The 22,972-nt window shown below is 37.3% G+C and carries 21 protein-coding genes and 1 pseudogene; 11 read left to right on the top strand and 11 right to left on the bottom strand.

Features of this window, described 5'->3' with window-relative positions:
• Together I8U27_RS19330 and I8U27_RS19325 are read left to right on the top strand one after the other, a co-directional pair.
• Nucleotides 1–465 (top strand): HNH endonuclease (locus I8U27_RS19330; protein ID WP_198065915.1); only part of this gene is annotated, 465 nt, incomplete at its 5' end.
• 755 nt (nt 466–1,220) lie between these two features.
• Nucleotides 1,221–2,369 (top strand): hypothetical protein, encoded by a 1,149-nt coding sequence (locus I8U27_RS19325; RefSeq protein WP_181754862.1) that lies wholly within the window; start codon nt 1,221–1,223, stop codon nt 2,367–2,369.
• 355 nt (nt 2,370–2,724) lie between these two features.
• Here the strand turns inward: I8U27_RS19325 and I8U27_RS19320 are convergent, their stop codons facing one another.
• The 4 genes from I8U27_RS19320 to I8U27_RS19305 form a co-directional block, all read right to left on the bottom strand.
• A complete protein-coding gene (locus I8U27_RS19320; protein WP_181754860.1) occupies nt 2,725–3,234 on the bottom strand; it encodes an Imm6 family immunity protein in 510 nt (169 codons plus the stop codon).
• A gap of 835 nt (nt 3,235–4,069) precedes the next feature.
• Nucleotides 4,070–4,759: a hypothetical protein gene (locus tag I8U27_RS19315; protein ID WP_181754858.1), complete on the bottom strand. Its 690-nt coding sequence runs from the start codon at nt 4,757–4,759 to the stop codon at nt 4,070–4,072.
• Nucleotides 4,747–6,273 (bottom strand): hypothetical protein, encoded by a 1,527-nt coding sequence (locus I8U27_RS19310; protein WP_181754856.1) that lies wholly within the window; start codon nt 6,271–6,273, stop codon nt 4,747–4,749. Before I8U27_RS19310 ends, I8U27_RS19315 begins: the two co-directional genes overlap by 13 nt.
• Before the next feature lie 823 nt (nt 6,274–7,096).
• A complete protein-coding gene (locus I8U27_RS19305) occupies nt 7,097–7,726 on the bottom strand; it encodes a hypothetical protein (protein ID WP_181754854.1) in 630 nt (209 codons plus the stop codon).
• Nucleotides 7,727–7,808: 82 nt separating this feature from the next.
• On the opposite strand from I8U27_RS19305, the gene tyrS reads away from it, so the two are divergent.
• Nucleotides 7,809–9,050: a tyrosine--tRNA ligase gene (tyrS, locus tag I8U27_RS19300; protein ID WP_181754852.1), complete on the top strand. Its 1,242-nt coding sequence runs from the start codon at nt 7,809–7,811 to the stop codon at nt 9,048–9,050.
• A 20-nt stretch (nt 9,051–9,070) separates the two neighbouring features.
• On the opposite strand, the gene I8U27_RS19295 is transcribed toward tyrS, so the two are convergent.
• From I8U27_RS19295 to I8U27_RS19275, 5 genes are all read right to left on the bottom strand, one after another.
• Nucleotides 9,071–9,838 carry a nucleotidyltransferase family protein gene (locus I8U27_RS19295; protein WP_181754850.1) on the bottom strand — a complete coding sequence of 256 codons (768 nt, stop codon included), beginning with the start codon at nt 9,836–9,838 and terminating at the stop codon, nt 9,071–9,073.
• Complete coding sequence (locus I8U27_RS19290; RefSeq protein ID WP_181754848.1) at nt 9,810–11,468, bottom strand: NUDIX domain-containing protein; 1,659 nt, start codon at nt 11,466–11,468, stop codon at nt 9,810–9,812. The genes I8U27_RS19295 and I8U27_RS19290 overlap by 29 nt, the downstream gene beginning before the upstream one ends.
• A 158-nt stretch (nt 11,469–11,626) precedes the next feature.
• Complete coding sequence (locus I8U27_RS19285; RefSeq protein ID WP_181754846.1) at nt 11,627–12,004, bottom strand: hypothetical protein; 378 nt, start codon at nt 12,002–12,004, stop codon at nt 11,627–11,629.
• Between the two features lie 169 nt (nt 12,005–12,173).
• Nucleotides 12,174–12,443: a hypothetical protein gene (locus I8U27_RS19280; RefSeq protein WP_181754844.1), complete on the bottom strand. Its 270-nt coding sequence runs from the start codon at nt 12,441–12,443 to the stop codon at nt 12,174–12,176.
• Nucleotides 12,444–12,580: 137 nt separating this feature from the next.
• The gene (locus I8U27_RS19275) at nt 12,581–12,883 is read right to left on the bottom strand and encodes a hypothetical protein (RefSeq protein ID WP_181754842.1); all 303 of its coding nucleotides are present in this window, start codon (nt 12,881–12,883) and stop codon (nt 12,581–12,583) included.
• A 298-nt stretch (nt 12,884–13,181) separates the two neighbouring features.
• Between I8U27_RS19275 and I8U27_RS19270 the strand changes: the two genes are divergently transcribed.
• Nucleotides 13,182–14,522, top strand: a complete 1,341-nt coding sequence (locus I8U27_RS19270) for a tetratricopeptide repeat protein (protein WP_181754840.1) — start codon at nt 13,182–13,184, stop codon at nt 14,520–14,522.
• A 467-nt stretch (nt 14,523–14,989) separates the two neighbouring features.
• On the opposite strand, the gene I8U27_RS19265 is transcribed toward I8U27_RS19270, so the two are convergent.
• Nucleotides 14,990–15,409 (bottom strand): hypothetical protein, encoded by a 420-nt coding sequence (locus tag I8U27_RS19265; RefSeq protein ID WP_181754838.1) that lies wholly within the window; start codon nt 15,407–15,409, stop codon nt 14,990–14,992.
• Between the two features lie 447 nt (nt 15,410–15,856).
• Between I8U27_RS19265 and I8U27_RS19260 the strand changes: the two genes are divergently transcribed.
• Together I8U27_RS19260 and I8U27_RS19255 are read left to right on the top strand one after the other, a co-directional pair.
• Nucleotides 15,857–15,988 carry a transposase gene (locus tag I8U27_RS19260; RefSeq protein ID WP_181754835.1) on the top strand — a complete coding sequence of 44 codons (132 nt, stop codon included), beginning with the start codon at nt 15,857–15,859 and terminating at the stop codon, nt 15,986–15,988.
• 103 nt (nt 15,989–16,091) lie between these two features.
• Complete coding sequence (locus tag I8U27_RS19255; RefSeq protein ID WP_181754834.1) at nt 16,092–16,988, top strand: IS3 family transposase; 897 nt, start codon at nt 16,092–16,094, stop codon at nt 16,986–16,988.
• Nucleotides 16,989–17,776: 788 nt separating this feature from the next.
• On the opposite strand, the gene I8U27_RS19250 is transcribed toward I8U27_RS19255, so the two are convergent.
• Complete coding sequence (locus tag I8U27_RS19250) at nt 17,777–17,950, bottom strand: hypothetical protein (RefSeq protein WP_181754832.1); 174 nt, start codon at nt 17,948–17,950, stop codon at nt 17,777–17,779.
• 633 nt (nt 17,951–18,583) lie between these two features.
• Between I8U27_RS19250 and I8U27_RS19245 the strand changes: the two genes are divergently transcribed.
• The 5 genes and pseudogenes from I8U27_RS19245 to I8U27_RS19230 all read left to right on the top strand — a co-directional run bounded on the left by I8U27_RS19245 (nt 18,584) and on the right by I8U27_RS19230 (nt 22,560).
• The gene (locus I8U27_RS19245) at nt 18,584–18,976 is read left to right on the top strand and encodes a hypothetical protein (protein ID WP_181754831.1); all 393 of its coding nucleotides are present in this window, start codon (nt 18,584–18,586) and stop codon (nt 18,974–18,976) included.
• Nucleotides 18,977–19,039: 63 nt separating this feature from the next.
• Nucleotides 19,040–19,816 (top strand): AAA family ATPase, encoded by a 777-nt coding sequence (locus I8U27_RS19240; RefSeq protein WP_181754829.1) that lies wholly within the window; start codon nt 19,040–19,042, stop codon nt 19,814–19,816.
• 46 nt (nt 19,817–19,862) lie between these two features.
• Nucleotides 19,863–20,348 (top strand): annotated as a pseudogene (locus I8U27_RS21470) (ATP-dependent nuclease); the annotation flags it as partial.
• A gap of 84 nt (nt 20,349–20,432) precedes the next feature.
• Nucleotides 20,433–20,858 carry a hypothetical protein gene (locus tag I8U27_RS20805; protein ID WP_232345684.1) on the top strand — a complete coding sequence of 142 codons (426 nt, stop codon included), beginning with the start codon at nt 20,433–20,435 and terminating at the stop codon, nt 20,856–20,858.
• The gene (locus I8U27_RS19230; protein WP_181754827.1) at nt 20,851–22,560 is read left to right on the top strand and encodes a UvrD-helicase domain-containing protein; all 1,710 of its coding nucleotides are present in this window, start codon (nt 20,851–20,853) and stop codon (nt 22,558–22,560) included. Before I8U27_RS20805 ends, I8U27_RS19230 begins: the two co-directional genes overlap by 8 nt.
• Nucleotides 22,561–22,972: the final 412 nt, after the last annotated feature.

The following is a 22,972-nucleotide window of genomic DNA, read 5'->3' as shown; positions in this document are numbered from 1 at the left end:
GTACATTCATTTTACTACAACGGGGCGATTTCTTTTTTGATCTTTCTCAAAAAAACTACAAAAAAGCTCGGGGCTATCCCATCCTTTTGGGACAGCCCCTACCAGATAGAGAAAGACCTTGTGTATAGTGAAGGGGCAAAAAGACTTATCACGCATATGTCCAGAGAGCGTGACCAAAGAGTAATTAAAGCAGCTATTCGGAAGGCTAAACGATTATATGGCAAGGTGATTTGTGAGATATGCAACTTCGACTTTGAACAAATGTATGGTAACCGTGGATTAGACTATATAGAAGGCCACCATAAACTCCCTATATCTAAACGTGATGATGTTGGAGATATAACTAAGGTAGAAGATATAGCCCTTGTTTGCGCTAATTGTCATCGAATCATTCATCGAGAACGTGATAACTGGTTAAGTATTGAAGAGATGAAAAAAATAATCAAAAGAAAATGGAATGAATAAATCCAGATCATTTTTCACTTGTTACGCCCATCTCAATGGCAATGTTTCTCTATCTAATTTTCAAACTCGGCAAACCAAAAAACATCCTTTGCCATGCCCAGAAAGTAAGCGGGGTTATCTTATGATGGAGTTTCTCAGGTTTACTTTCAGTAATCATTTGGTTTACCCTGATGCTAGAAAGTTCTGAGGAGGGTAGAACACAAAGAGTTTTTAGGAATTCAGTTCAACGAGAAGATGGACTGGTCCAATGCGGTGCAGATTCGCAGAATACATACAGCGAGGAGATTACAACAATGGAATTATTGGATCAATGGTTAGAGAAGTCCGCCGAGGCCCAGCGGTGCACTCCGTAATGCTTTCGATTTGCTGCGACGACAAATGCCATTGCTTTCAGAAATCCCTCCATTCCAATCGAGTATTTGTTTAATCAACAAGCCTAACCTAATAAAATGTATAGACAACTTTTTTTGATACAGCATGAAAATTATTAACATCGTCTAAACATTGTGATAGTATAATGCTGAATTATTGAGTCTTCATGGTGAAAGAGTACTCCTTTAAATCGAACGCATCCCCCCCCCCGCTTAGGAGCAGTTCTACCTCTGATGTCTCTATAACGCCTTGTGTCACACATATTCATGCAAGAATTTGAGACTCAGTCTATGATTATCTCTAGTTTCGTTGTACTCTATAATAGAGATACTATTTATTTATTTCAAAACAATCCATTTGTCTTGATATTGGAGATAAGACCTATGCGAATTGTAAAAGTAGATGAGTACCAATTTCTAACGTGTTTTAAAGCTGGTTTATGGGGATCACACAACAACCGATTTAAACAGTGGAAATCAGGGGAATTATTAGTTTTTACAGTAGATAAACAAATTGCTGCACTTGCTGAGGTTACTGGAGAACCCTTTTACTCAGAGGATACTATTTGGGAAAATCGGCTTTATCCACATAGAATACAAATCAAGTTCCTCTACGTATTATCCCATGAAAATAGATTGCCGATTCTAGGTAAGATTAGAGATTCCTTAACCAATGCTTGGGGGACTAATTACGGAATAAGGATTCTTAGTCAGTCATCCCTTCCAGAGGAATCATCTAAAATTATTGCTCATGAGATAAGAAAACAGCCAAACTCTATAGAGTTTTATGTTACGAATCTAAACGAACTTCTGCAAGAAGCAAAACTTCAGCGACAAAATGAAACAAATGAGAAACAAAACAAAGTCGGCAAAAGTCGTACAAAGCGGAACAGTAAAAGGAAACAAGCAGAACTTGTCGTTACTCAGACTAAAAAAGAAGAACTTCACGCAGACGAAAACGGTGACGATAACACGGTTGACACAGTTATGTCAGTTGAAACAATTGAAGAAGAATCTAATCATTCAAAGGCCCAGTCTATGCTTATTAAGATCGGTATGTTAACGGGAACGTCCGTATGGATAGCATCTAATGACCGAAATCGCAAGTACGAAGGACGGGCTTTGGGCGACAATTGTATCGACAGCCTTCCAAATCTTGGCCTAAATATTGAAGCGTTAAACAGAATCTCACTTATAGATATTCTTTGGATTCGTCACAACGCTCCAATCTGTGCTTTTGAGGTTGAAACTACAACTTCTGTTTATTCTGGTCTGTTGCGGATGTCTGATTTAATCACAGTTGTTCCAGCTCTGAAAATAAAGCTATACATTGTTGCACCGAAAGAAAGACAAGGAAAAGTTATGAAAGAATTAAGGAGACCAACATTTAAGAAGATTGGTCTAAGTGATTATTGTAAATTTATCGCACTAGAGGATTTGGAAGATTTACTAAAGCGAATTAAAGGATTAGCACCCCATGTTCAGCCTAGCGTCATTGATAGTATTGCTATCAGCGAGGATTCAGATGTTTAATTTCCTTAACTGGTAAGTTAAAAGTTCGAAATACCCTCCAAAGAGTATGTAATTAATTTTGCATAAATGGTCAACTCCTTACAAGAAATTATTACCATTTACACAAAATTAATTACATACTCTTTGGATATTATTTATTATGGTGACTCTATAAAAGTGACCACATGTCTTTCTTTCTATAAATTGTAAATTTGTTCAAACGTTTTTGCTCCAGTCGAGTAATTAAGTGGTCTTGTTGATTTTCCAACTGTTCCGTTCAATCCGTTTTAGGAATGCTATAGGAATTTGGCTAAGTATACAAAAAGGCTGATCCCCTTTACACAGGGACAAGCCTTCTTTTAAACTAACGACATTTTCAAATCTGACTTAAAATCTCGTCTTTTTTTATCTTATTATCACTGCTTGCTGGTGAACAACGTTCAAGCAAATACTGTTTTAGACGCTCTGCCCATCTTTTTTGATACTCATCTACTTTTTCTATTCTCTCCATAAACTGATCAATGGATTGATCACTTTCCATTTCAAGGACTTGTGGAATATAATCTGACTTTTCATATTGATAGGCTTGCCATATAGCGTAACATACTGCATCAATGATACAAAACAAGACAAACTTGGCTTGGGGATTTTCTTTTATTTCATCATATCCTTCAATCAAGATTAACCCGTCATCTTCATCATCGAACCTCTCATAAAGTTCGTCTGCACTATGCTTTTTCTCTTCTACCCATTCCCAGCACATGTCCATCATTTTTCTTACTAGATGATACCACTCGCAGTTTTTTGTTTGATCCATGATTTTTTCTGTCAAGGTTAATAAATAGGCTACTTTGGCATCCGCATTTACATTCTTGTACCACTCCATAATCAAAACTCCTTTAGTGATGATCATATTCATTAGGATAAATTGAAAGTTGACGGGAAATACAAAAACTTCGGTTGCTATACTGATATTAATAAAGCTATCAAAGTGGCAGAGTGAGCTGGAAGAAAATACAATGTAGAATTTGCTGGTTCAGCTGTTTATTTGATTTACCTCTTTTATCGCGCTCAATTAATAAGGAATCCCTTTTTAACTTTGGGGATTCCTTGATTCTTACTGTTACGGAACATGGATTTCTTTACGTTGTTTGGAATATTAAAAAAGCAACGCTCATTGTTTCGATCACATTATAAAAAACATAGTGTCTCTAAATTTGTGAATTCCAGGTTTCTCAACATGTTGGAGAAGTGATTATGGACCCGCTTTATAACCCGGAGTCTGAGCTATATCTCATATGCCTTGTTTATTGCATCCCTATTCAACTGATATTTAATGATTACCCTGGAATGCAGATTTACTTTCCTTTGAAGCCTTTGGATGACCACATGCAGCGCAAAATTTTGCTTTAGGTGTTCTCAGGGGCCCCCCAATTTGTACAATGATCTCCTTAGATGGAAAAAAATGATGCATGATTTTGCATTATGATGTACTCCAGCCATCCCAGTTATTTTTTCATATTCTTTTGTTACTGGTTCAAATATCTTATCAATAGAATTTCCTCGTCGATTCCTCAAACACTCTTGAAGAACTTGCCATATTCTCTTTGCTTCTTCTTTATCTAACATCGGCATTTCACACTGGCAGCGCCAACATTACATCATTTTCTTATTGATTCAAAATCCCTTTCCAGAGATCTGAGTATCTAGTGTGTTTGGAACTACATAAATCGACCAGTCTCATCAACTGGAACCACATCTCCGTCAACATCTCGAAAATTATCCAACCTATAGCCGTCAATGCGGCAAAAATCACTTACCTCATCTGTAATCGCTTCAACTCCAAGAGCGGCTTCTATTTCATTAAGTGCTTTTTCCAGCCTGTGTGAATTAAATTCAAAGATCTGTTGTTGAGGTACTCCCGCTAAAGTATTAGGCAACCAAGCAGTACTATACGTGATTACATCAACTACTAATGCTTCAGTAAACCATGCTTCTATACTTACTACATTCTCAAATCCCTGCTTCACACCGTCATTATTTATAATCTTTCCTTCGCCAACAATTTGAATAAAAGAAGGATATACGTAACCGGTCGCGCCTTGTTCGCTATTCAACCTATCCAAAACATACGTTGCCAATTCATTCTCATTGTGACCAGGATACTCTATTGAAACATCTGCTTTTTGAACTTGTCGCCGCTTTACTTGTCCTCCTACATTATCATTGAATTTCCAAGGTCCAGGCAAGAGAATCTTTGAAGGAGATAACAATTCATACCGTTTCAAGATTGAAATGCATTTCTCACACATATTTATAAGTGAGCTAACCTGTTCAGGTCCAACAAAAGATATTAGCTCAGTCCTATCCTCAAACCACCAATCAGCAATGGGTCTTTCTAAAATAACCATGACTTAGTCACCCCATCAGAGAAAATGATATTTACTTTAATACCTGGATAATGATCAGCAAAAGTTTCCTCTATACCTTGAACTCTACCCTGCGCTTGAAATTCATCCCATGTTCCATCTTTGACCTGAATCTCAATAATTTTGTTATTAGCTGGTGCATTTACCAGCTGCTTAGCGGCCTTAGTAATGTTTTTAGAAACACTTTTGTTTGTATCAACTGTTTTTAACTGATAAACATTATTTAACGTCCCGTCGGGGAGCTTATCTCCAACATCAATATCATAATTTGGCCCTTTTGATTCAAAGAAGAGCTTACCTTTACTAGATTTCTGAATTCTTTCACCCACCTGCAACGCTTGGAGAACAGAATCATGCATTTTAGGATCTTTTAGCTGTAACAAAAGATCCCTATACCCCGGTACCTCCGTAAAATCGCCTCTTTTTATATAAGCCTCAATTTGTTTGCCTACACCAGACTTACTTAACCGACTCATAATTCTGTTAGCATCTTGGGTTGTTATATTAATCTTTGAAAGATCAGTATTACCAGTCCCCTGAGTTTCACCCTTCGAAGCAAACTTCTGCATCCACTCCCCAAATGCTGTATCACCAATTGTTTTGGTGGGTATCAAAGTGGCTGGACCTTCGTTCGTTCTTGCAAGTCGTAAAGAAGAAGGGTCAGGAAGTTGATTGATTTTACTTACAACATTTTTTACTGACGCCGTTGTCTTGTTGATCACTGGCTTCATAAACGGGATAGTAAAACCGGCAACCACCATTGCGATCCCGGCTAAACCGGAGAAGACCGCCATTTTTCCGTTGATCTTCTTTCCGCGCCACAGGTTGGTGAATCTCGTTTTAGAATTCTGGCCGTTCCCCTTCAAAGTTGAATTTGACACTTTTGAGCTCACTTTTTGTGCAATCTTACTTCCTGTAGCAATATTTTTTACTTTGTCGACCCCTTTTGTCCCCGCAAAGGATAACAGGATTTGACCGATGGCATTGCCACCCCAGCGGGATGCGGTGCCTGGATCTCCTTTTATGACATCGCGCTTGAATGAGTCGGAAATGGATTTCCACATCGCTGTTAATGTCTCGATAGGGTGATTTATCGCATAGATGGTGTTATCCCACGTTTCTTTGGGATTTCTGATCACATTCAAAATCCCTTTTAATGCATCAACAAGGGCATTCACCAGTCCCTTACCAGTGCCTATTCTTACGACCACATATGCGGTGATGAAGCCCAGAGTCCATGCCCAAAAATCCCCTTCTTTGATCGCTTTCTCCCAATAGTTAGCAGGCACTTTTCTCATCCACTTCCAGAGATCGGAGAGGGTTTCCCAGGCGTGATCAAACTTTCTTCCTATCTCATTCCAGAATCCACCCTCTTCCTGTGCATTCTGGTTCGGCTCCGTTTTCTGCGGTAACGGGCCCTTTTCAACCGGGTCGAAATGGTCATCAACCCGGGGAATCTCAAATCCGGGATCAGCGTAGACTGTACCGAAGCCCAAGACCCCGCTAAAAACAAACGCGAAGAGAATGAGGACCACGAATCGATAAGAATATTTACACATATCACCCGTTACGGAAAAAAAAGAAAACTCTCATCCCTTTTCTATTTTAATATGCCCGGTCACCCGAAACACCGTATGGGCATAATATAAAGTTTTAGTTCCCGTAACGGATTCCCTCCTTTCTTAAGAACAGGACCGTCAGAAAGTCAACGCTGTCTGTCCAATCAAAAGTTATGACTACACGGAAACTTGTTTCTTTCAATTTCTCAAACCGGATTCGTTCGACGGAATTTCGTTCATTCGGGTTCAACATGAGAAATGATATAGCGGCAACCATTTTGAAATTATATATGAATATACATTTCTTTTACAATATTCCTTATTTAAAATAGGCCAATGTAAGCAACAATTTATAAACTGATTCATTTGTTGAGGACCGAACAAGCCTATATTCTTTAGTACTATCCCGCTTATGTTGTACGTTTTAACGATTACTTCTAAGAATTGAGCCTTGCCAATTCTACTTCGGCTTGAAGTATTTTTTTGTTCGTCCTTTTAAATGGGATTGAGGACTATTCCCCCATAACAGCGTATATCTTTTTTGTAATGCCGTATTTGCTAAGAAGAAAAAGATCATGGGCTTACCGAGACAAAGTATTTTTTGCCATTGAATTATGCAAAAAGAAATATACAACATTAATCCAAAAGATAATATAAGGAACTAGGCAGTAGTTATAGTGGCTCTTTTACAGTCTAGGAGCCGCTTTAAAGGGTTATCTTTTCAAATAAAGCTTTACTTTGAATAAATCAGATATCTCTCCTAAAAACCACCTCTAATTTGCAAAACATATTCCTCAATTCCCTCCAACCCCTCCATTTTCGGCAATACGACAGCTGACAATGGCTCCTCAGATACATCCCTATGTAAAGCAACAATCGCCTGGCTAAACTGTCCGATTAACAAAACACGCGACTTACTCTGAATATGCTTAAACAAAAACAACTGAAGCAGGCAATGCAGTATTTCATCCAGCTGAAGAGATTGATATTTGTCTCTCTTCTTTTGCGGCAAACATCGTTGAAACTCATTTAATGTAATCGATTGTCCCAACCGGAGAATTTCTAAAAGAACCTTATCTCCATAAACTCGCTCATATAAATGACTGCTGAAAGTTACTGAGCAGTTATAATGAGAAAAATATTTTTCATACGCTTCATTCAAATTCTTTTGCTTATCATCACTTATTTTCATAACGGTTTGGGAACAAACATCGTCAACAAACACTTTTAAAGGATACGGGCTAAGAACTTTGGCCAGCTCAATAAATGCCTTAAATACAGGCTTTGGCTTCCTTCTTGCCCACACAGTCAATACGCACTCCATGGGATCAGGAATCCTTCCCATCACACATTGCACCAAACCTTGATTTATAAGCGAATGGATTTTCATTTTTTAGAAGCCTCCCTCTTTTTTGGATCATTTTTTTTGGTTACACTAAATAGAAATGAGAAATCAGAGGTGACAACAATCCATGCAAAGGTTTGATCAACTTTTTTTTGATCGAAGTCTGGAGTCCTGGGAAGGAATCAATGCCGATGAGTTTATTGGCTTTATTCGTCCTAAATGCCAGGAGATTCTCACGGTGGAGGAACTAAAGAAAACGCTTGAGGAAAAAGAAAAACTAAGAGTAAAGCTGGGGATTGACCCAACTGGATCTGACATCCACCTGGGTCATGTGGTTCCCATTTTACTTTTGAATCAGTTTGTTAAAGCGGGACATCAAGTGGACTTTATCATTGGGGATTTCACTGCACGCATCGGTGATCCTTCAGGCAGGGAAACGAGCCGCAAGACATTATCCACTGAAGAAATTTTAGAGAACACAAAAACATACAAGGATCAAATCGCCAAATACATAAACGTCGATAAAATACACATACACTACAATTCACAATGGCTTAATTCCGTGTCTTTGCCTGACATTTTTTCAATCTTTCAACAAATAAACCTTGCTGAAGCAACACAACGCAACGATTTTCGCAAACGAATGGAAAACAATCAGGGGGTTTCTCTTGCTGAAGTTTGTTACGGGGTGTTAATGGGGCTGGATTCTGTGAACTTAAATTCAGATATTGAACTGGGTGGAATCGACCAATTGCTCAACTTCCAACAGTGCAGAAAAATCATGGAGATGCATGGAATGAAAGAAGAAGTGATTCTCATGACCCCCATCCTGGAGGGAACCACTGGTGACGGCCGAAAAATGAGTAAAAGCTTTAACAACTACATTGCGGTAAATGCTTCACTTGAAGATAAATTTGGAAAAATCATGTCCATCCCTGACAACCTGATCTTCCAATACTTCCGCAGTTTTGCCGATGTGCATGAAAGGGAAATTGAATTTCTCCAACAATTTATTACTGACCACCCGCTCGAAGCCAAAAAACAATTGGGAGCTTTTCTGGTAGCTCTTGAAACAAAAAATTTGGCCGATGGATTGCAAGAAAGAGAGCATTTTGAGCGTAAATACTCAAAACGGGAGATTATCGAAGAAGATTGCATAAATTTACAAACTGCTGCCGGAGAAACTTTCTTCAATGTCCTGTTTGAGAGCCGGCAGTTTAAAAGCAAAAGCGAACTGCGCCGGATGTTTAACCAGCAAGGGGTAAGAATTGTCAGCGAGCCTGAACAAATCCTCAAGCTGGAGGATGCCATTAAAGAATCCTGCATGGTTCGTGTGGGTAAACATAAGTATTTCAAAGTCACAATCTAAATGACCCGGAAAAAGCGGCATTAGTCGCTTTTTCCGTTATTCCAAAAGAATCGGAGCAAAGCTTCTTCACAACGGGCATCCATTAAATCTCTTAAATAAAAATAACGGAACATATTCAATACATCCTCACGAGTCCGGCACTGTTCAGTATATTCTTTCATCCTTATCATCATTTTTTCTTTTAGTTCCCTAACATTACAACCGTCCTGAATACATATACTGAACAAAACCATGGAATGGATATCTGACAAGTAAATAAGCCCGTCTTGAATCATTTGAAATCTATACAGTAGAGTATATCCCCAAGGATTTTTCAACTCTTCATACCGAAAGATGTGAGGTGGCCAGCTTACATTGTTACAATAAAATTTAATAAGTTCCTTGCCTTTTAAAGAGGTACTGCGAAAACTTTTAAATTGGATTTCCCCCAACTCTGTTATTTCGCGGAATAATTGTTTTGACATAAACTTGATATTGAATGCATTTCTACCCTGTCCATATTGATATGTGAAATTTGCAATACCAAAATACTGATCCATAAATCCATGTACAACTGAAACAGGCAATACTTGAAGCAGTGCTTTTCGCGTTTTACCATTAACCGGGCATACGACAAGAACATCAATATCACTGTTGCCATTTATAAAGTGCATCGTTTTTTTGGCAGTAAAAAAGTATGACCCGGCAATATAAATGCTGCATTCAAACAGGCCCAGTTCATTTATGACATTCAGCAACTTTTCTTTGCACTCGTGCTCCTTACGAACCGGCCACATCAAATGTGACATGGAATCCCCCCACACTCCTTAAATCGGACAACATATCCTCGTAACCCCGAAGCAATTGGAAGAGACCCTTTATTTTGGAGGAGTTATTTTCACCGACAAGTGCAATGATATTTGCCGCAGCACTTCTTAAATCAATGCTCTCTGCATCCATAGCATCCCCATGATTTCCTTTTATCCCCTTAATCCGTAATTCATCAGACCGGACTTCGTAAATAAAATTGGGATTGATTCGATTTATTTGTTCAATATAACGATAACGGTTTTCAAAAATTCTGTCTTGCACTACTGATGTACCATTTATCTTACTAAGAACTGGTGCAATCAATGGCTGCCAATCGGAGCAAAACCCCGGAAAATGATCACATGTAATATGAACAGGCTTCAAATGCTCCAGCTGATCAGGGAATAAATGAATCGAATATGGGCTATAGGAAAAGCGGACACCCATTCTCTCCAGAACATCCATCAAAGGAGTAAGGTATAATGGCCTTTGCGAAGTGTATTTAAATTCTCTCCCGCTTATCAAAGCCATCATTAATCTCGTAACCAACACATTTCTATCTTCGGACAACGTCCAGTTAACAAGCTTAGGTTTCCATCTATTCTTAATGACAATATTTCTTTCAGTAAAAAACGTAACATCTAGCCCCAATAACCTTAAAACTTCTATTAACTCGATGATTTCCGGCTCTATTGATATATTTTCAATATAGGAATTTCCCTTTACCATGCTTGTCAGGATAATTGCTGTAGAAGAACCGGTAAACGAAGGAAATGGAAGTTTAATCGCAGTGGGTTCAAGTACGCCTCTTTCAAGTTCAACCATGCCGTCATCATATAGTTTCAACTGAACTCCAAACCGGCATATCACCTGAAGATATAAATCAATTTTCCTTTCGCCTATTTGACAACCCTTCGGCTGATAAAACCGGACTTTAGGATGGATAAACAGCAACGCGGGAATGCAACTCATAATCGAGCGGGATAAGTTGCTTAAATGTGGAGGGATCATTAATAACTGACCATGGTTTTGGAAAGACAACCGGATCAGTTGATGAATAGCATAAGAGTCGATGGTACGGGGAATATTGTTGATTTTTAGGCTTTTATATATAAAAAGTAATGGTGCTATACGGGAGTATGCATGTTTTGAACCTTGTATCCTGGCGGACGAGGATAACGGCATCTCTAAGTCAACTTGTTCATCTACCCGAATGATTACTTCCGACTGTAGAATTTTGTCCAATGGTGCCAAAAGCTTTTTAGAGTAAAAGGATCTAAGCTGATTTATTTGATTTAATGACAGCCACCTCGCATTTACAATTTCTCCTGGCTGCCAATTCAGCTTCATATCACAAGTAAAAGCTACAAAGTAAACCACAGACTTTCTTAACCCTTTCACAGTATGAACCAAATACTCCTCTGACAACTTGACTCTTTTCGGATTTAAGATACCATTCCAAAAAGCGCCTGTTTCTTCCTGTAACTCTCTGCATGCAGCTTGCAGTTCGGTTTCCCCCTGTTCAATCTGTCCTTTGGGAAATCCCCAATGGCCTTCTTTATGCTGAACAAGAAGCACCTTTTTATCCGGGATAGAAAACAGGATCATTCCCGCACAATTGACATGCAATACTTATCCTCCCTCTCTGCCAACAGAATTTGATAAACAGACGGCATTTTACTGGAATACCGTCTGTTTATTTTTGTACAAGAAGGCATGTTTTTTCGGTCAGTAGATGATAACCCTGAGATTTTGCTACTGGGTTCCCCTTGCAATGAAGCTATCTTCTAGACAGGCTTAGATGCCCCTTTCCTGCTTAGACACTCCTGATCTTTCGTTCCAATTCTTCTGCCACTTCTTAAAAGCCCTGTATTCGCTTTTCCCATAATAAAGACGACATCACCCATTCGAATGACCTTACCCCGTAAAAGTGCAAAACTGAGATCTCTTCCATCAGGGGTTACAAAGGTTACAGAAATCGGCTGGACGATTTCGTTTAAAGGGCGGTACTCAAAGTGGCAAAACGAGCTGATCACATCATTCTCTAAATAATCGTTTTGATGGAGGTTTGACGAAGCCTTTACATCAAATTGAGGATGATTGCTAAAATCTCTCATGAAGGACTTTACCTGATTCACAGGTCCTTCGACTCGCAGTCTCAACATTTCTCTCACTCCCAGATCAAATGATTGGGCTCACTCGAGATCCAGATGTATTAAGATAAAAATGTACTTTCGACTGAGCTTAGATACCAAGGGGGATGAGACTTTCTGTTTTCTCACTCTCTTCCCCCATACACTTTACTTCTCCTTACTTTTCGTATAATCCATCCGGTTACCCATCAATTTTGTTATTTACGTGATTGTCCTGTTTAGTGATGGTTGGCAGTAGATTTTTACGATCCACCCTGCCGTTAGTCAGATTCATATCAAAGACGCGGCCTGAACACTTGAGATTAAATGCATTTTGCAGTTCCCTGTTTACCTTTTCGATTTCAGGCCGGGAATAACCCAGTTTTGCTAAAACATAGATCATCGCCCCGACTGCATCCCCTTTTTTAATCATTGCCGACTCACGTTGCACCAGGTTCTTTTTTTGCTCCAAACTCATTTCCTCCCCTTTTGAACAACTCCACTCCCTTCCAACTCACGAAAGGAAAACTTTTCTGATTTACTTTTTGAGTGCTATAATAGAATCATCGAAAACATTTTTATTGAGCCATTCAATATGTGGCTCTTTTTTTATGAGAAAGCGTCAAAACCTTTACCAGCAAACACCTTTACTCCTTTTTCAATCTCCACATGGATGACATCGAACAATGGAATCCTGATTTCTCCTCCTTCAGGTGTCACCATTTGCACGATCCGCATTCGTTGATCCGGAAGATAGTTGATAAAACACCCGGCTTCTGTACCATCTTTAGTTTCATTTTTAATACTTGAAGCCACCTGTTCTTTAAGACTCTTGAATTGAGAGCATCGTTGAAGCTCATACAAAAAGCATTGAACCTCATGGTTTGGACCTTCAATTTGGATTTTAACCAAATATTTAACCTCCTCTTCAAAAATAGAAACAACTTCAGCCAAGAACGCACTGAAAAAGCTTTATTGCACTTAAATTATATAGCCTTTTCAGTAATTATCGCAATATTATTTACAATTAAGTTTATTCTTGAAATGATAGTCCTCTTTTAACAATATCTACTGTATTTATGGCTTTTCCCAATCCTACTAACGCCCCATTTCAAATTGTTCACTTAATTTGGATAAACAATCTTTTAATTTCGCAGCCTTTATGCCATAATGTATTTGGGTTTTTTTAGAAAATAAGGAGGGGTATACCATGTTAGAACAACTTGATATTGAATTGGTTCGATACATAATACGAAAAGCAAGAAAAGAGCTGGGGCTTAGACAAAAGGATATTGAAGATGGGCTCATTTCCAGTGCAAGCATTAGCAATGTAGAGCGAGGAGAGGAGGTCAGACCTGAAACATTTGATTATCTTTTAAAAAAGTTGGGTATAGACTCCAAAACCCAATTACCTCAAATGATACAAGAAGAAGAGAAAAAAATAGAAGTACTAAAGTTCCATCTGGAATCCATTGAGACTATGCTGGAAAACGGCGATCTATCCACCGGTATAGATAAGCTAAATCAAATATCGATGGAGGATTTCCATCCGCTTTCCGTGTATTACTCATATTTAAAGGCTTTGTACCATCACGAGTTAAAAGAATGGAAAAAAGCTGAAAAAAACTTTGACACAGCCATTCGCCACTGCAATCACTATTCACTTCGTCCAAAAGACAATATTATAGCTGTATGTTACAACAAAATGAGTACTTGTAAATATAACCAGGGCAATCTAAAAGAAGCGCTCGATTACGTAGAACAAGGTTTAAATGCAGTTGATGAAGGACTGGAGAGAAATGATATTAAATATCACTTATTGAGTAATCAAATTATCTACCTTTTAAAATCCTCTCAAAGTGATCAGGCGTCTCAAATCTTACTTGAAGTATGGCCTTTCATGCCAAAAATTGACCGGATTCCTATTAGACTGGACTTGTATAAATCCCGGTCCATTATCTTACGCGGAAGAAAGCTAAATGAAGAAGCTATTCAGTATTGTGAAGCAGGGATTCAATTAGCTCGAAAAAATAACATCCTAAATCGATACCTTGATCTCTTAAATGTACTGGGAAGTATTTATATCCAAATGAAAGAATATGATCAAGCGCTCCTCCGTTTTCAAACCGCTATCGACTTGGACAAAGAGGAAAAATACCCCAGAAGACATTTAGATACAAATATTTATCTGGGCATTTTATACTCCTACCAGGATCAGTGGGAAAGATCTATTAAACATCTAACAAAAGCCATTGGAATTGGCCGTGAAATTCCTGATATCTTTCGATTGACAAAAGCGTTAATCGTAATGGGGGATATTTACTTTCGCCAAAATCAATTTGAACAAGCTGTTCCCTATTATCAGGAAGCATCATTTCTTACTGAAAAGCATAATTATAGACACAGGCAATATACAGCCTTATTGCAACTGAGCATTTGCTTTGATATGATTGACAAAAAAGATGATTCAAACAAGTGTATGACCGCCTTACGGGATCTCTTGTTTGATCTTAAAATAACAACCGAGGGAGATGAGTTCTATGGCATCTAGTCAAATTATAGCAGCTATCGTTATGGGAGATGACGATGATACTAATTAGTCATGCAGGTCAATAAAGCATTGGAATGTTGATGTTGCATCTTTTCTTTTCCCAAGGTTTTTGCATTAGGATCTATCATCAAAAAATTAATGATTTTTGAAAATAGGGATCTTATAAATATATCCATCTTTGATTAAAAGGCAGTTCTAAAATTAGGATTGGTTTTTTGAGCATAAAGAGAGCTACAGATGTCTGTAGTTCTTTTGCTTCTATCCCCATCTTTTGTTAATAGTGAAGCTTTTTTACTTTCAGCGTTCCAGTATATCTTTTTTATCTATACAACGTTGCATGTCTTCTCTTAGATCCAACAAATCCATCAGTCACAAGCCCTATCCGTTTCGGAACACAATCACTGCTCATTTCGCAACAGAGACATAGCGTGCAACGACTTTTAAGCCAAATATGTCAAAGTCCAACTTCATTTCATCCGTATATTTCTTGCTTCTAATTTACCAGCTACTTTTTTGTCCAATTTTTGGTGTATGCATCCTGATAATAATTTAAGATTATATTGTATGCTAGGACATCGTCCTTTTAAATAATCTCTCATTTTGATCCATTCAGTTACTTTGGTTGAACTTTCTATCATTAAATCTTTCATTATTTTGTCATTCAAATCTAAGTTACCAGTATGAACATCTTCTAGAATAGTGTTTCTAAAACAAAAAGCTGTGATAACATTACCTTCTTCTCTATCTGTTAATTCTGTTTTCGCATCAACAACATTTATTGCATTTCCCATGGCCATTACAGCTAATATCGTTTTTCGAAAATCAGGTGAGCAAATATTTACTAAATAATTTATATGAACATGTATTTGTTCTGTTTCAATTTCCATTGCCTCTCCCCATGGCCTTAACAATTCCATAAGGCGTTTCTCTAAAATCAGCGAGTCTTTATACCCATTTTTAAACGTTTCTTTTGAACCTGCCTAACTGGGATACTGAATAGATTAGCAATCTTTGATTGTGGAATACCTTCATCAAACCATAATTTTATTAGTTCTTCTCTAGTAACTTTATTAAAATGCCAGTATTTCACCCGATTTTTTTCGATTATTTAATTGCTCGTAATAACTCATGTTTACACAACCTCATTTTAGAGTAGTGTTTTTGCAAAGTGAATTTCCTGCAAAACGCAAATTTTTTTGATCACACATCAAAATAACGAGCTTGTTGTATAACTCGTATTCTTGTGTTCGACAGTACGATATTTATAATGACCCCACAAGCTCTCAGACAAATGGTAGAGTATAATTCAGGAGAGTTGAAAGGGGTCGTTTTTTATGGGGAGACGAAAGTGGACCGCTGAACAAAAAATGGAGATTGTGCTGGCCGGAATGGCACCGGCGACCAATATCTCCGCGGTTTGCAGAGAGTACGGTATTGTGCAAACTCAGTATTATCGATGGAGATAAGCCTTCCTTCAAGGTGGACTAAATGCTTTGAAGACAGGGATTTCTAAGCGGGAACAAGAGCTGGAAAAGGCTAAAGCCCTCATCGGAGAAAAGGAGATTGAGATTGAGATTCTCCGAAAAAAGACCAATTGGGGCCGAAGGTAAGACTCGGGATCTGGTGCGGATCCTACACGACGAAGGTTATTCGGTCCCACAAATCACGGCTTCCCTTCGCATCAACCGCACCTACGGGTATGCTTTGCTCAAGGAATATGAGCCCAGGAAACGCCAACGCTCTGACGAAGCGAAGCTTCGTCAAAAGATCCGGGAACTTTGTGGAGAGTTCCCGACCAACGGATATCGCCGAATCCGGGTATGGTTGAAGAAGAGGTATCAACTGTGCGTCAATCACAAACGCGTTTACCGCATCATGAAGGAGTTAGGGCTGTTGACTCGCTCCAGAGGGGGAACGGCGAAAAGAAAAAAGCAATCGGGCCGGATCCCGGTCACCAGCTCTAATCAGCATTTTCAGGTGGACATGACGAAAATCTGGTGCGGACGTGACGGATGGGGCTATCTGTTCGCTGTGATCGACGCGTACGACAAAGAAATTGTGGGATATTCTTTCTCTCGGTTCTGCCGAACCGATGAGCTCCTTTCTGCTGTCAACCAGGCATTGGAGTACCGATTCCCCCAAGGCGTCAAAGGTTGTGGTCTCACCATTCGAAGCGACAACGGATGCCAAATGACCAGCCGCCGCTATGTCAAAGCTTTACGCGACGCCGGAATCAAGCAGGAACGAACGGGTTACAACAACCCGGATGCCGATGCCTACATCGAGCGTTGGTTTCGGACGTTGAAAGAGGAAACGGTTTGGCTTCAGGACTACTCCTCCTTCTTGAATGCCAAAAAAGACATTGAACGCTACATCCGGTTTTACAACGAGCAGCGGCCGCATTCTGCCTTGAGATACCTGTCTCCGAAGGAGTTCCGCCAGGTTAATACCTCAAATGCGGCTTAAATGTCCTTTTGGGGTTCATTAAGTTTTTTCCGGGTCCATCGTGAACGTCATAAACACAAAATCCGGCCTTCTTCACGAATATTATAGATGGATATGTAGAAACGATTTTCTACGTGGGAAGGGGAGAATATGATAAAAATCGCTCCTCACTTATTCAAGTTTCTTTTTGTGTACGTTATATTGGTGTTATTTGAATATTTCGATTGCTACTTGGTACAATTTGATTTCCCGATTAAGCCTACTTGTTTGGACCCTCTTGGAAAATGGATCGTCCCAATACCGGTAGCTGTTGCAATTGTTTTGATAAATGCATTTTGGATTGGGAAAAAAAGAGAATAAACAAAGCGGATGGTGCGGTACCTAAGGTATGTCAATACACAAAATCCATTTTTGACCAGAATGGCTCCATATTTCACTTTTGGTTGTAGAACCCAAGGAAACGCCAACTTTACACTTCAAGTGCGGCTCAAATGTCTGGACTTTTGGGGTTCATTAAGAACCTACGACCCCTTCATTGAAGTGCTCTAAGGAAGTCTTATATATCAAGTATTTTGTAAGGATTAACGTTGCTAGACTACCTTACCTTTGGTTCCTACAATAATAAGTATAAAGTAGTCTCAAATTATTGTCTCTCCCTAACTCTATCACAGTATTATTTTGGCTACCCGTAATATTAATCATTATAATTTACAGATAGCATCTTCATTTAAGCTATATCAAGATCCTAACTTATTTAAAGAGTCTAACAATCATTCTGATTGTATTAAATTCGGTTTCCTTACAGAACACTAATTAATTTCACCTTCCATAAGACTTCGAATTTCAGCTATTCCCTCTTTGATTATTTCTATACTATATTCCAACATTTCTGATTTCATTATAGATTTATCTTCGTCAGAGTCATATTCAATAGGCAACTCACCCTTATAAAGATCTATGTATTCCTCAATAGAGGTTTGCACCTCAGCAACTTCTTCACAGATGGGTACAGAATAGTTAAAATGTCGTAGATTTAACCTTTCTACGAATTTTCTCTAGCATTTCTATATCCATACTTTCACTATCTAACTGTTCTTCAATCTCTTGCAGATAATTCTCTAATTCTTCGTAGGCATTCAAACGCTTTTCATAATAAAGGTCGCGCATTCATTAGCTATCAATAATGTCATCTCTTGAGTCTGCTTATTAATTGCATATGTAACTATTAGTGTCTCCCCGACCGTAAACATGCCTACTAAAAGTGACGATACTAAATTAATAAGTGCTGCGTCTACTTCTCCAGTAGTCTTAGTTACCTAGTGGTTTCCACAGATAGGTCCAATACAATTTATATAGTACAGGCAGAGATAAACATAAAATAAGAATAAAGAGTAATGCCAAAGCAATAAAAACTCTTTGTTTTATTTTATTTTGCTTTGTCCTCATATACCATGTGAATAACATAAAACCTCTCCTCTCTTCATGCCATTACCAATTGTAGCAGGTTTCTGTATTAATTAGAGGAACTATAGAAGGATTATTTGACTCTAATAATGAAAACAAATATAGCATTGTAAGATTATTAATGCAATGAATTACAGCAGGGGGACAAATGTATGAGTGTATGGGATACATATGATGTGGAAGATAAAATCAAAGAAGTTTTATCAGAAATCAAGTATCCAAGCAATCCTGAACATCACTTCGGAACTCCATTTATAACAGCCTACCAGTTAGCAATTGAACTAGACAAACGATATCCATATATTGCTCAACAACTAGGTTATAAAATTGGCGGTCGTGGGACAGATGAAAAAAATTCTTTGTCACAGTACCTAGCTCAGCAATTATCTCAACGTATTAAATCAGGTAAAATTTCTGATATTGAAGGTGCTTTCATTACCAATAGTAACTTGAAAGATATAATATTTGATTATAACGGAGAAAAAATACCATCTTCTTTGACTAAATCCCAATATGATCTTTCAATGTATCGTCTAATCAAATAAACAATCCAATCTATCAGTGGTACGATACAAAGGATAAATAGCTTCATGATAAGGAGGAAAGGAATGTTATTAACCAGAGTTACTCTTAGAAATTATCGAAATTTCATTGATGCTGAGTTTCATCTTAATAAAAAGTCATTAATTATCGGAGCGAATGATGTAGGAAAGACGAACATACTTGATGCAATAAGGCTTTTACTAGATAAGGGACTTTCAGAAAATGATATTGAACCCAAGGATGAAGATTTCTGTGCATTAAATAACTGCTCATCATTCCAAATTATTTTGCATTTTGTTGATATAGAAGAAGACTGTATCCATTCTAAGTTTGAAGGATATATAAGTGATAGTAATGAACTTTACTTAGCTTATTTCGCTTATCGTGAAAGCTTAGGTGGAGTTAAGAAGTATGAACTTAAAGCCGGACCATCAGAAGATGAGTTAGAAGATATCACCAGCAGATTTTACTTAAAGGTTCTAAATTTAAAATACGTTGGAGCGAGCAGACAAGTTGACAGTTTCCTAAGGAGTCAAAAAAATCGGTTACTAGAAAGGTTGAAGAGTAATAGAACCATAGAACAAATTGAATACGATGCACAACAAATGAAAAATGTTATTTTATTATTAGCAAATGTTCAAAACGAGTTAGACAAACTATCCTTTATACAAGATGCTAAGAACTTGTTAAACGAAGAACTTAGGAAACTTGCTGAACATCATGTTTTACAAGAAGTTAGATTGGGGGTAGACATTCCAAAGTCAAATGACTTATTTAGAAAAGTACAATTGATTTCATACATAAATGAACAAGCTGTTCAGTTAGGGGGGGGATGGACGTAAAAATCAAGCATTTCTTGCTTTATGGGCTGCACTAAACGAATTTGAAAATAAAGATGGACAACCAGATGAAGTTTCTATCTTTTGTATCGAGGAACCAGAAGCACATCTCCATCCCCATCAGCAACGAAGATTATCAGAATATCTAGTTAATGATTTAAATACACAAATTATACTAACTTCACATTCACCTTTTATTGCTTCAGAATTCCAACCAGAATCAATAGTTAGACTATACACATCAAAAGAAGACCAATCCTCAAAGGCTGCCAAAAGTGGTGTTTCTGAGCATATTCGTGATAAAGTTAAAAACCTTGAATTCCGTTTAAATATTATCTCATCGGAAGTCTATTTCAGTGATTGTGTATTATTAGTAGAGGGATCATCTGAAGTCATTCTATACAAAGCCCTCGCTTCCCAATTAGAGGATTTTAATATAGACAGATTCAATATAACTATTCTTTCAGTTGAAGGTGTAGGTTTTAAGAAATATATTGAGCTACTTGATACATTAGAAATTCCATGGGCTGTCCGAACAGACAATGATTATTATAAGGTCAAACCTAAAAATACTGACAGAGAATACTTCCGTTTAGCAGGAATTCAAAGAGCTATACAAATGCTTAACCTAAAAGAAACTTTGCGTCCAGGTTCTATTAGTAAAGAGCTAATTGCATCTATAGAGACTGATAAAGGAGAGTTAACAAATATACAACAACCAGACGATGTATATAGGCAAAACATGTATTCAAAGTACTATAATCAGTTAAATAACTATGGAATCTTTATTGCTGAGAAAGGTCTAGAAGAAGACTTATATAATAGTTATAGTCTAATTCAGGATAGTATAAGGGCGCTTTTAAATTATCCAACTACTACTTATACAGATGAAGAAGTTATTGAAAAAATGAAAAAGAAAAAATCGACCTTCATGTATCATTTCGTAGATGAATACTTATCTGATCTCTCTAGCATAGCTGGTTGTGAGCTAGCAGAACCTTTATATTATTGTAAACAGGTTATTGAGGAGCTACGTCATGTATGAACCGACTCCAGAACAAACAAAAATCTTATGCTGTGATAGTAATTGTGTAGTTGCTGCAGGGCCAGGAAGTGGAAAGACTTCAACTATTTCACATAAAATTAACCTAGCATTAAATGATTTACGATGGTTTCAAGGTGTTATTGCCATTTCTTATACAAATAAAGCAAGCAATGAATTAAAACGAAAAACAGAAAGGATTTGCCATGATTTAAAAAACTCATTTTTCGGTACAATTGATTCTTTTTATATTTCAAATATAATCATTCCGTTTGGTAAACGTTTTTTTGGCATTCCTAATCAACATATTACTATCGAAAAATTCGAGAATGTAGATAAAGACTACATAGAAGAAATTAAGTATCTTCTAGAACAAATTCTCGATAGATATAAAGGTGTCACCATTGAAGATTTAGAAAAAAACAATATAAAGCCAATAGAACAAATACTTTCTCGTGATTTTGAATTCATCGCAAGAAATTTTATACAAGGACGTTTTGATTTAAGGTTAGTTGGGCATATAGCAAATTTAATCTTTCTAAGTTCAAAATCATGTAGACGATACTTTAAAGCAAGATATAAATACCTTTTTATTGATGAATTTCAAGATTCAGGACTAGAACAATATTATCTATTTCTTCGTATTTCAGAAATAGGCATAGTTAGTTGGGCCATTGGGGATGTGAACCAATCTATTTATCGATTTGCTGAGAAAAGCTCAAAGTATTTAGCTAAATTAATGCAAATTAAACAATTCGAATATCTTCCGATGACTAAAAACCATCGATGTCATCCTTCCATTGATTATTACAGTAAAAAACTTCTTAATCCAGATATGAAAAATAATGAACACGTAGTAAAAGACATAAGAGTTTTCGAAGCATATATTGAAGGAAACGAAAAAGACATTGGTTCTTGGCTTGATAATGAATTAGAAAAGATAAAGCAATCTTTCAATGTCTTATCTAATTCGAAAATCGGAGTCCTTGCTAGGTATGATAGAACTCTTAATTTTTTTGTTGAAGGACTAAGAACACCTTATAAGTTACATGTAAAAACCAATCTGGATGACGACCAATCATTTTTAGGAGCATTGTTTAGAAAACTATTAGCTTTTGCTTTTGACCATAATAAAACTGCTTACAGTTTTATAGATGAATATTTTGATAGAGAATCACCGAAAGATCAATTTAAAATTAATAGAGTTAAAGAATTACTAGCTAGTTTAAGGGGACATTGTGATGCGTTCCTTAATAAAAAAGGGAATTTATTAGAATCGATTACTGAAATATTTTCAGACATTGCCTTAATTATTTACCCTAATATCAACAGTAGTAGATCTATAAGCAATTTGAAATTAGTATTAGCTGACGAAAAACAATTAATGGTGTATAAACCAGCCGAGCCTAATCAGATTCAATTAATGACTTTACATAAATCTAAGGGCTTGGAGTTCGATATTGTTATCCATGTAGATTTATACCAATATGTTATTCCGGGATATAATTGGATTGTATATGAAGATAGAGAAGAATTTATTGATTCGATGAATCTACATTACGTTGGAATTACACGAGCAAGAGAAGCAGTAATTTTTGCAATTAGTTCTGAAAGGTATCACTCTAGCAGTAAGGAGTTTAGACGGGCAGAAAGGTCGGAACTCCTAGATGGTGATATTGAGAACTACAGATTAGAATGGTCATGAAACGATAAACCTTTAATGAATAAAGTAACTGTTTGATACCATGGAAATCACAAGATTGACTTAAACACAGAACTAACAGAGTAAATTTTGATCGAGTTGTTTATTTTCCAATTGGGGTATGTGAAATTTTTTGTGTAAATGGCTTTTCCCTAAAAACTTTGGGAATACTTTTGAATAGCTCTTCCCTATCAACAGGATAAGGCGATGCTGGAGAGCAACCTGAGCGGTTGATAAGGTCTGCTGAGGAAAATTGGTTGGAGAGAAGTCTCCAGCCATTTTTACTTTCCTCAGGAGAACAAAAGCGATAAACTCCGGGGGGTTGGGGGCAGAGCCCCCAATTTTATATGATTAGGTCTATGGGACAACGTTCTTCAAACAGGATGGCAAATTGAGAAATACATCTGTTCCAATC

Origin of the sequence: Paenactinomyces guangxiensis (assembly GCF_016055185.1) — a bacterium.
Classification (GTDB): domain Bacteria; phylum Bacillota; class Bacilli; order Thermoactinomycetales; family Thermoactinomycetaceae; genus Paenactinomyces; species Paenactinomyces guangxiensis.
This window is presented reverse-complemented; position numbering and strand designations above follow the sequence as displayed.

Excerpts from the sequence above, each read along its gene's own strand:
- I8U27_RS20805 (WP_232345684.1), top strand. The coding sequence starts at position 20,433 with ATGCTTAACCTAAAAGAAACTTTGCGTCCAGGTTCTATTAGTAAAGAG.
- tyrS (WP_181754852.1), top strand. The coding sequence starts at position 7,809 with ATGCAAAGGTTTGATCAACTTTTTTTTGATCGAAGTCTGGAGTCCTGG.
- I8U27_RS19245 (WP_181754831.1), top strand. The coding sequence starts at position 18,584 with ATGAGTGTATGGGATACATATGATGTGGAAGATAAAATCAAAGAAGTT.
- I8U27_RS19265 (WP_181754838.1), bottom strand. The coding sequence starts at position 15,409 with ATGGAAATTGAAACAGAACAAATACATGTTCATATAAATTATTTAGTA.
- I8U27_RS19315 (WP_181754858.1), bottom strand. The coding sequence starts at position 4,759 with ATGGTTATTTTAGAAAGACCCATTGCTGATTGGTGGTTTGAGGATAGG.
- I8U27_RS19325 (WP_181754862.1), top strand. The coding sequence starts at position 1,221 with ATGCGAATTGTAAAAGTAGATGAGTACCAATTTCTAACGTGTTTTAAA.
- I8U27_RS19320 (WP_181754860.1), bottom strand. The coding sequence starts at position 3,234 with ATGGAGTGGTACAAGAATGTAAATGCGGATGCCAAAGTAGCCTATTTA.
- I8U27_RS19260 (WP_181754835.1), top strand. The coding sequence starts at position 15,857 with ATGGGGAGACGAAAGTGGACCGCTGAACAAAAAATGGAGATTGTGCTG.
- I8U27_RS19305 (WP_181754854.1), bottom strand. The coding sequence starts at position 7,726 with ATGAAAATCCATTCGCTTATAAATCAAGGTTTGGTGCAATGTGTGATG.
- I8U27_RS19230 (WP_181754827.1), top strand. The coding sequence starts at position 20,851 with ATGTATGAACCGACTCCAGAACAAACAAAAATCTTATGCTGTGATAGT.
- I8U27_RS19295 (WP_181754850.1), bottom strand. The coding sequence starts at position 9,838 with ATGTCACATTTGATGTGGCCGGTTCGTAAGGAGCACGAGTGCAAAGAA.
- I8U27_RS19270 (WP_181754840.1), top strand. The coding sequence starts at position 13,182 with ATGTTAGAACAACTTGATATTGAATTGGTTCGATACATAATACGAAAA.
- I8U27_RS19240 (WP_181754829.1), top strand. The coding sequence starts at position 19,040 with ATGTTATTAACCAGAGTTACTCTTAGAAATTATCGAAATTTCATTGAT.
- I8U27_RS19285 (WP_181754846.1), bottom strand. The coding sequence starts at position 12,004 with ATGTTGAGACTGCGAGTCGAAGGACCTGTGAATCAGGTAAAGTCCTTC.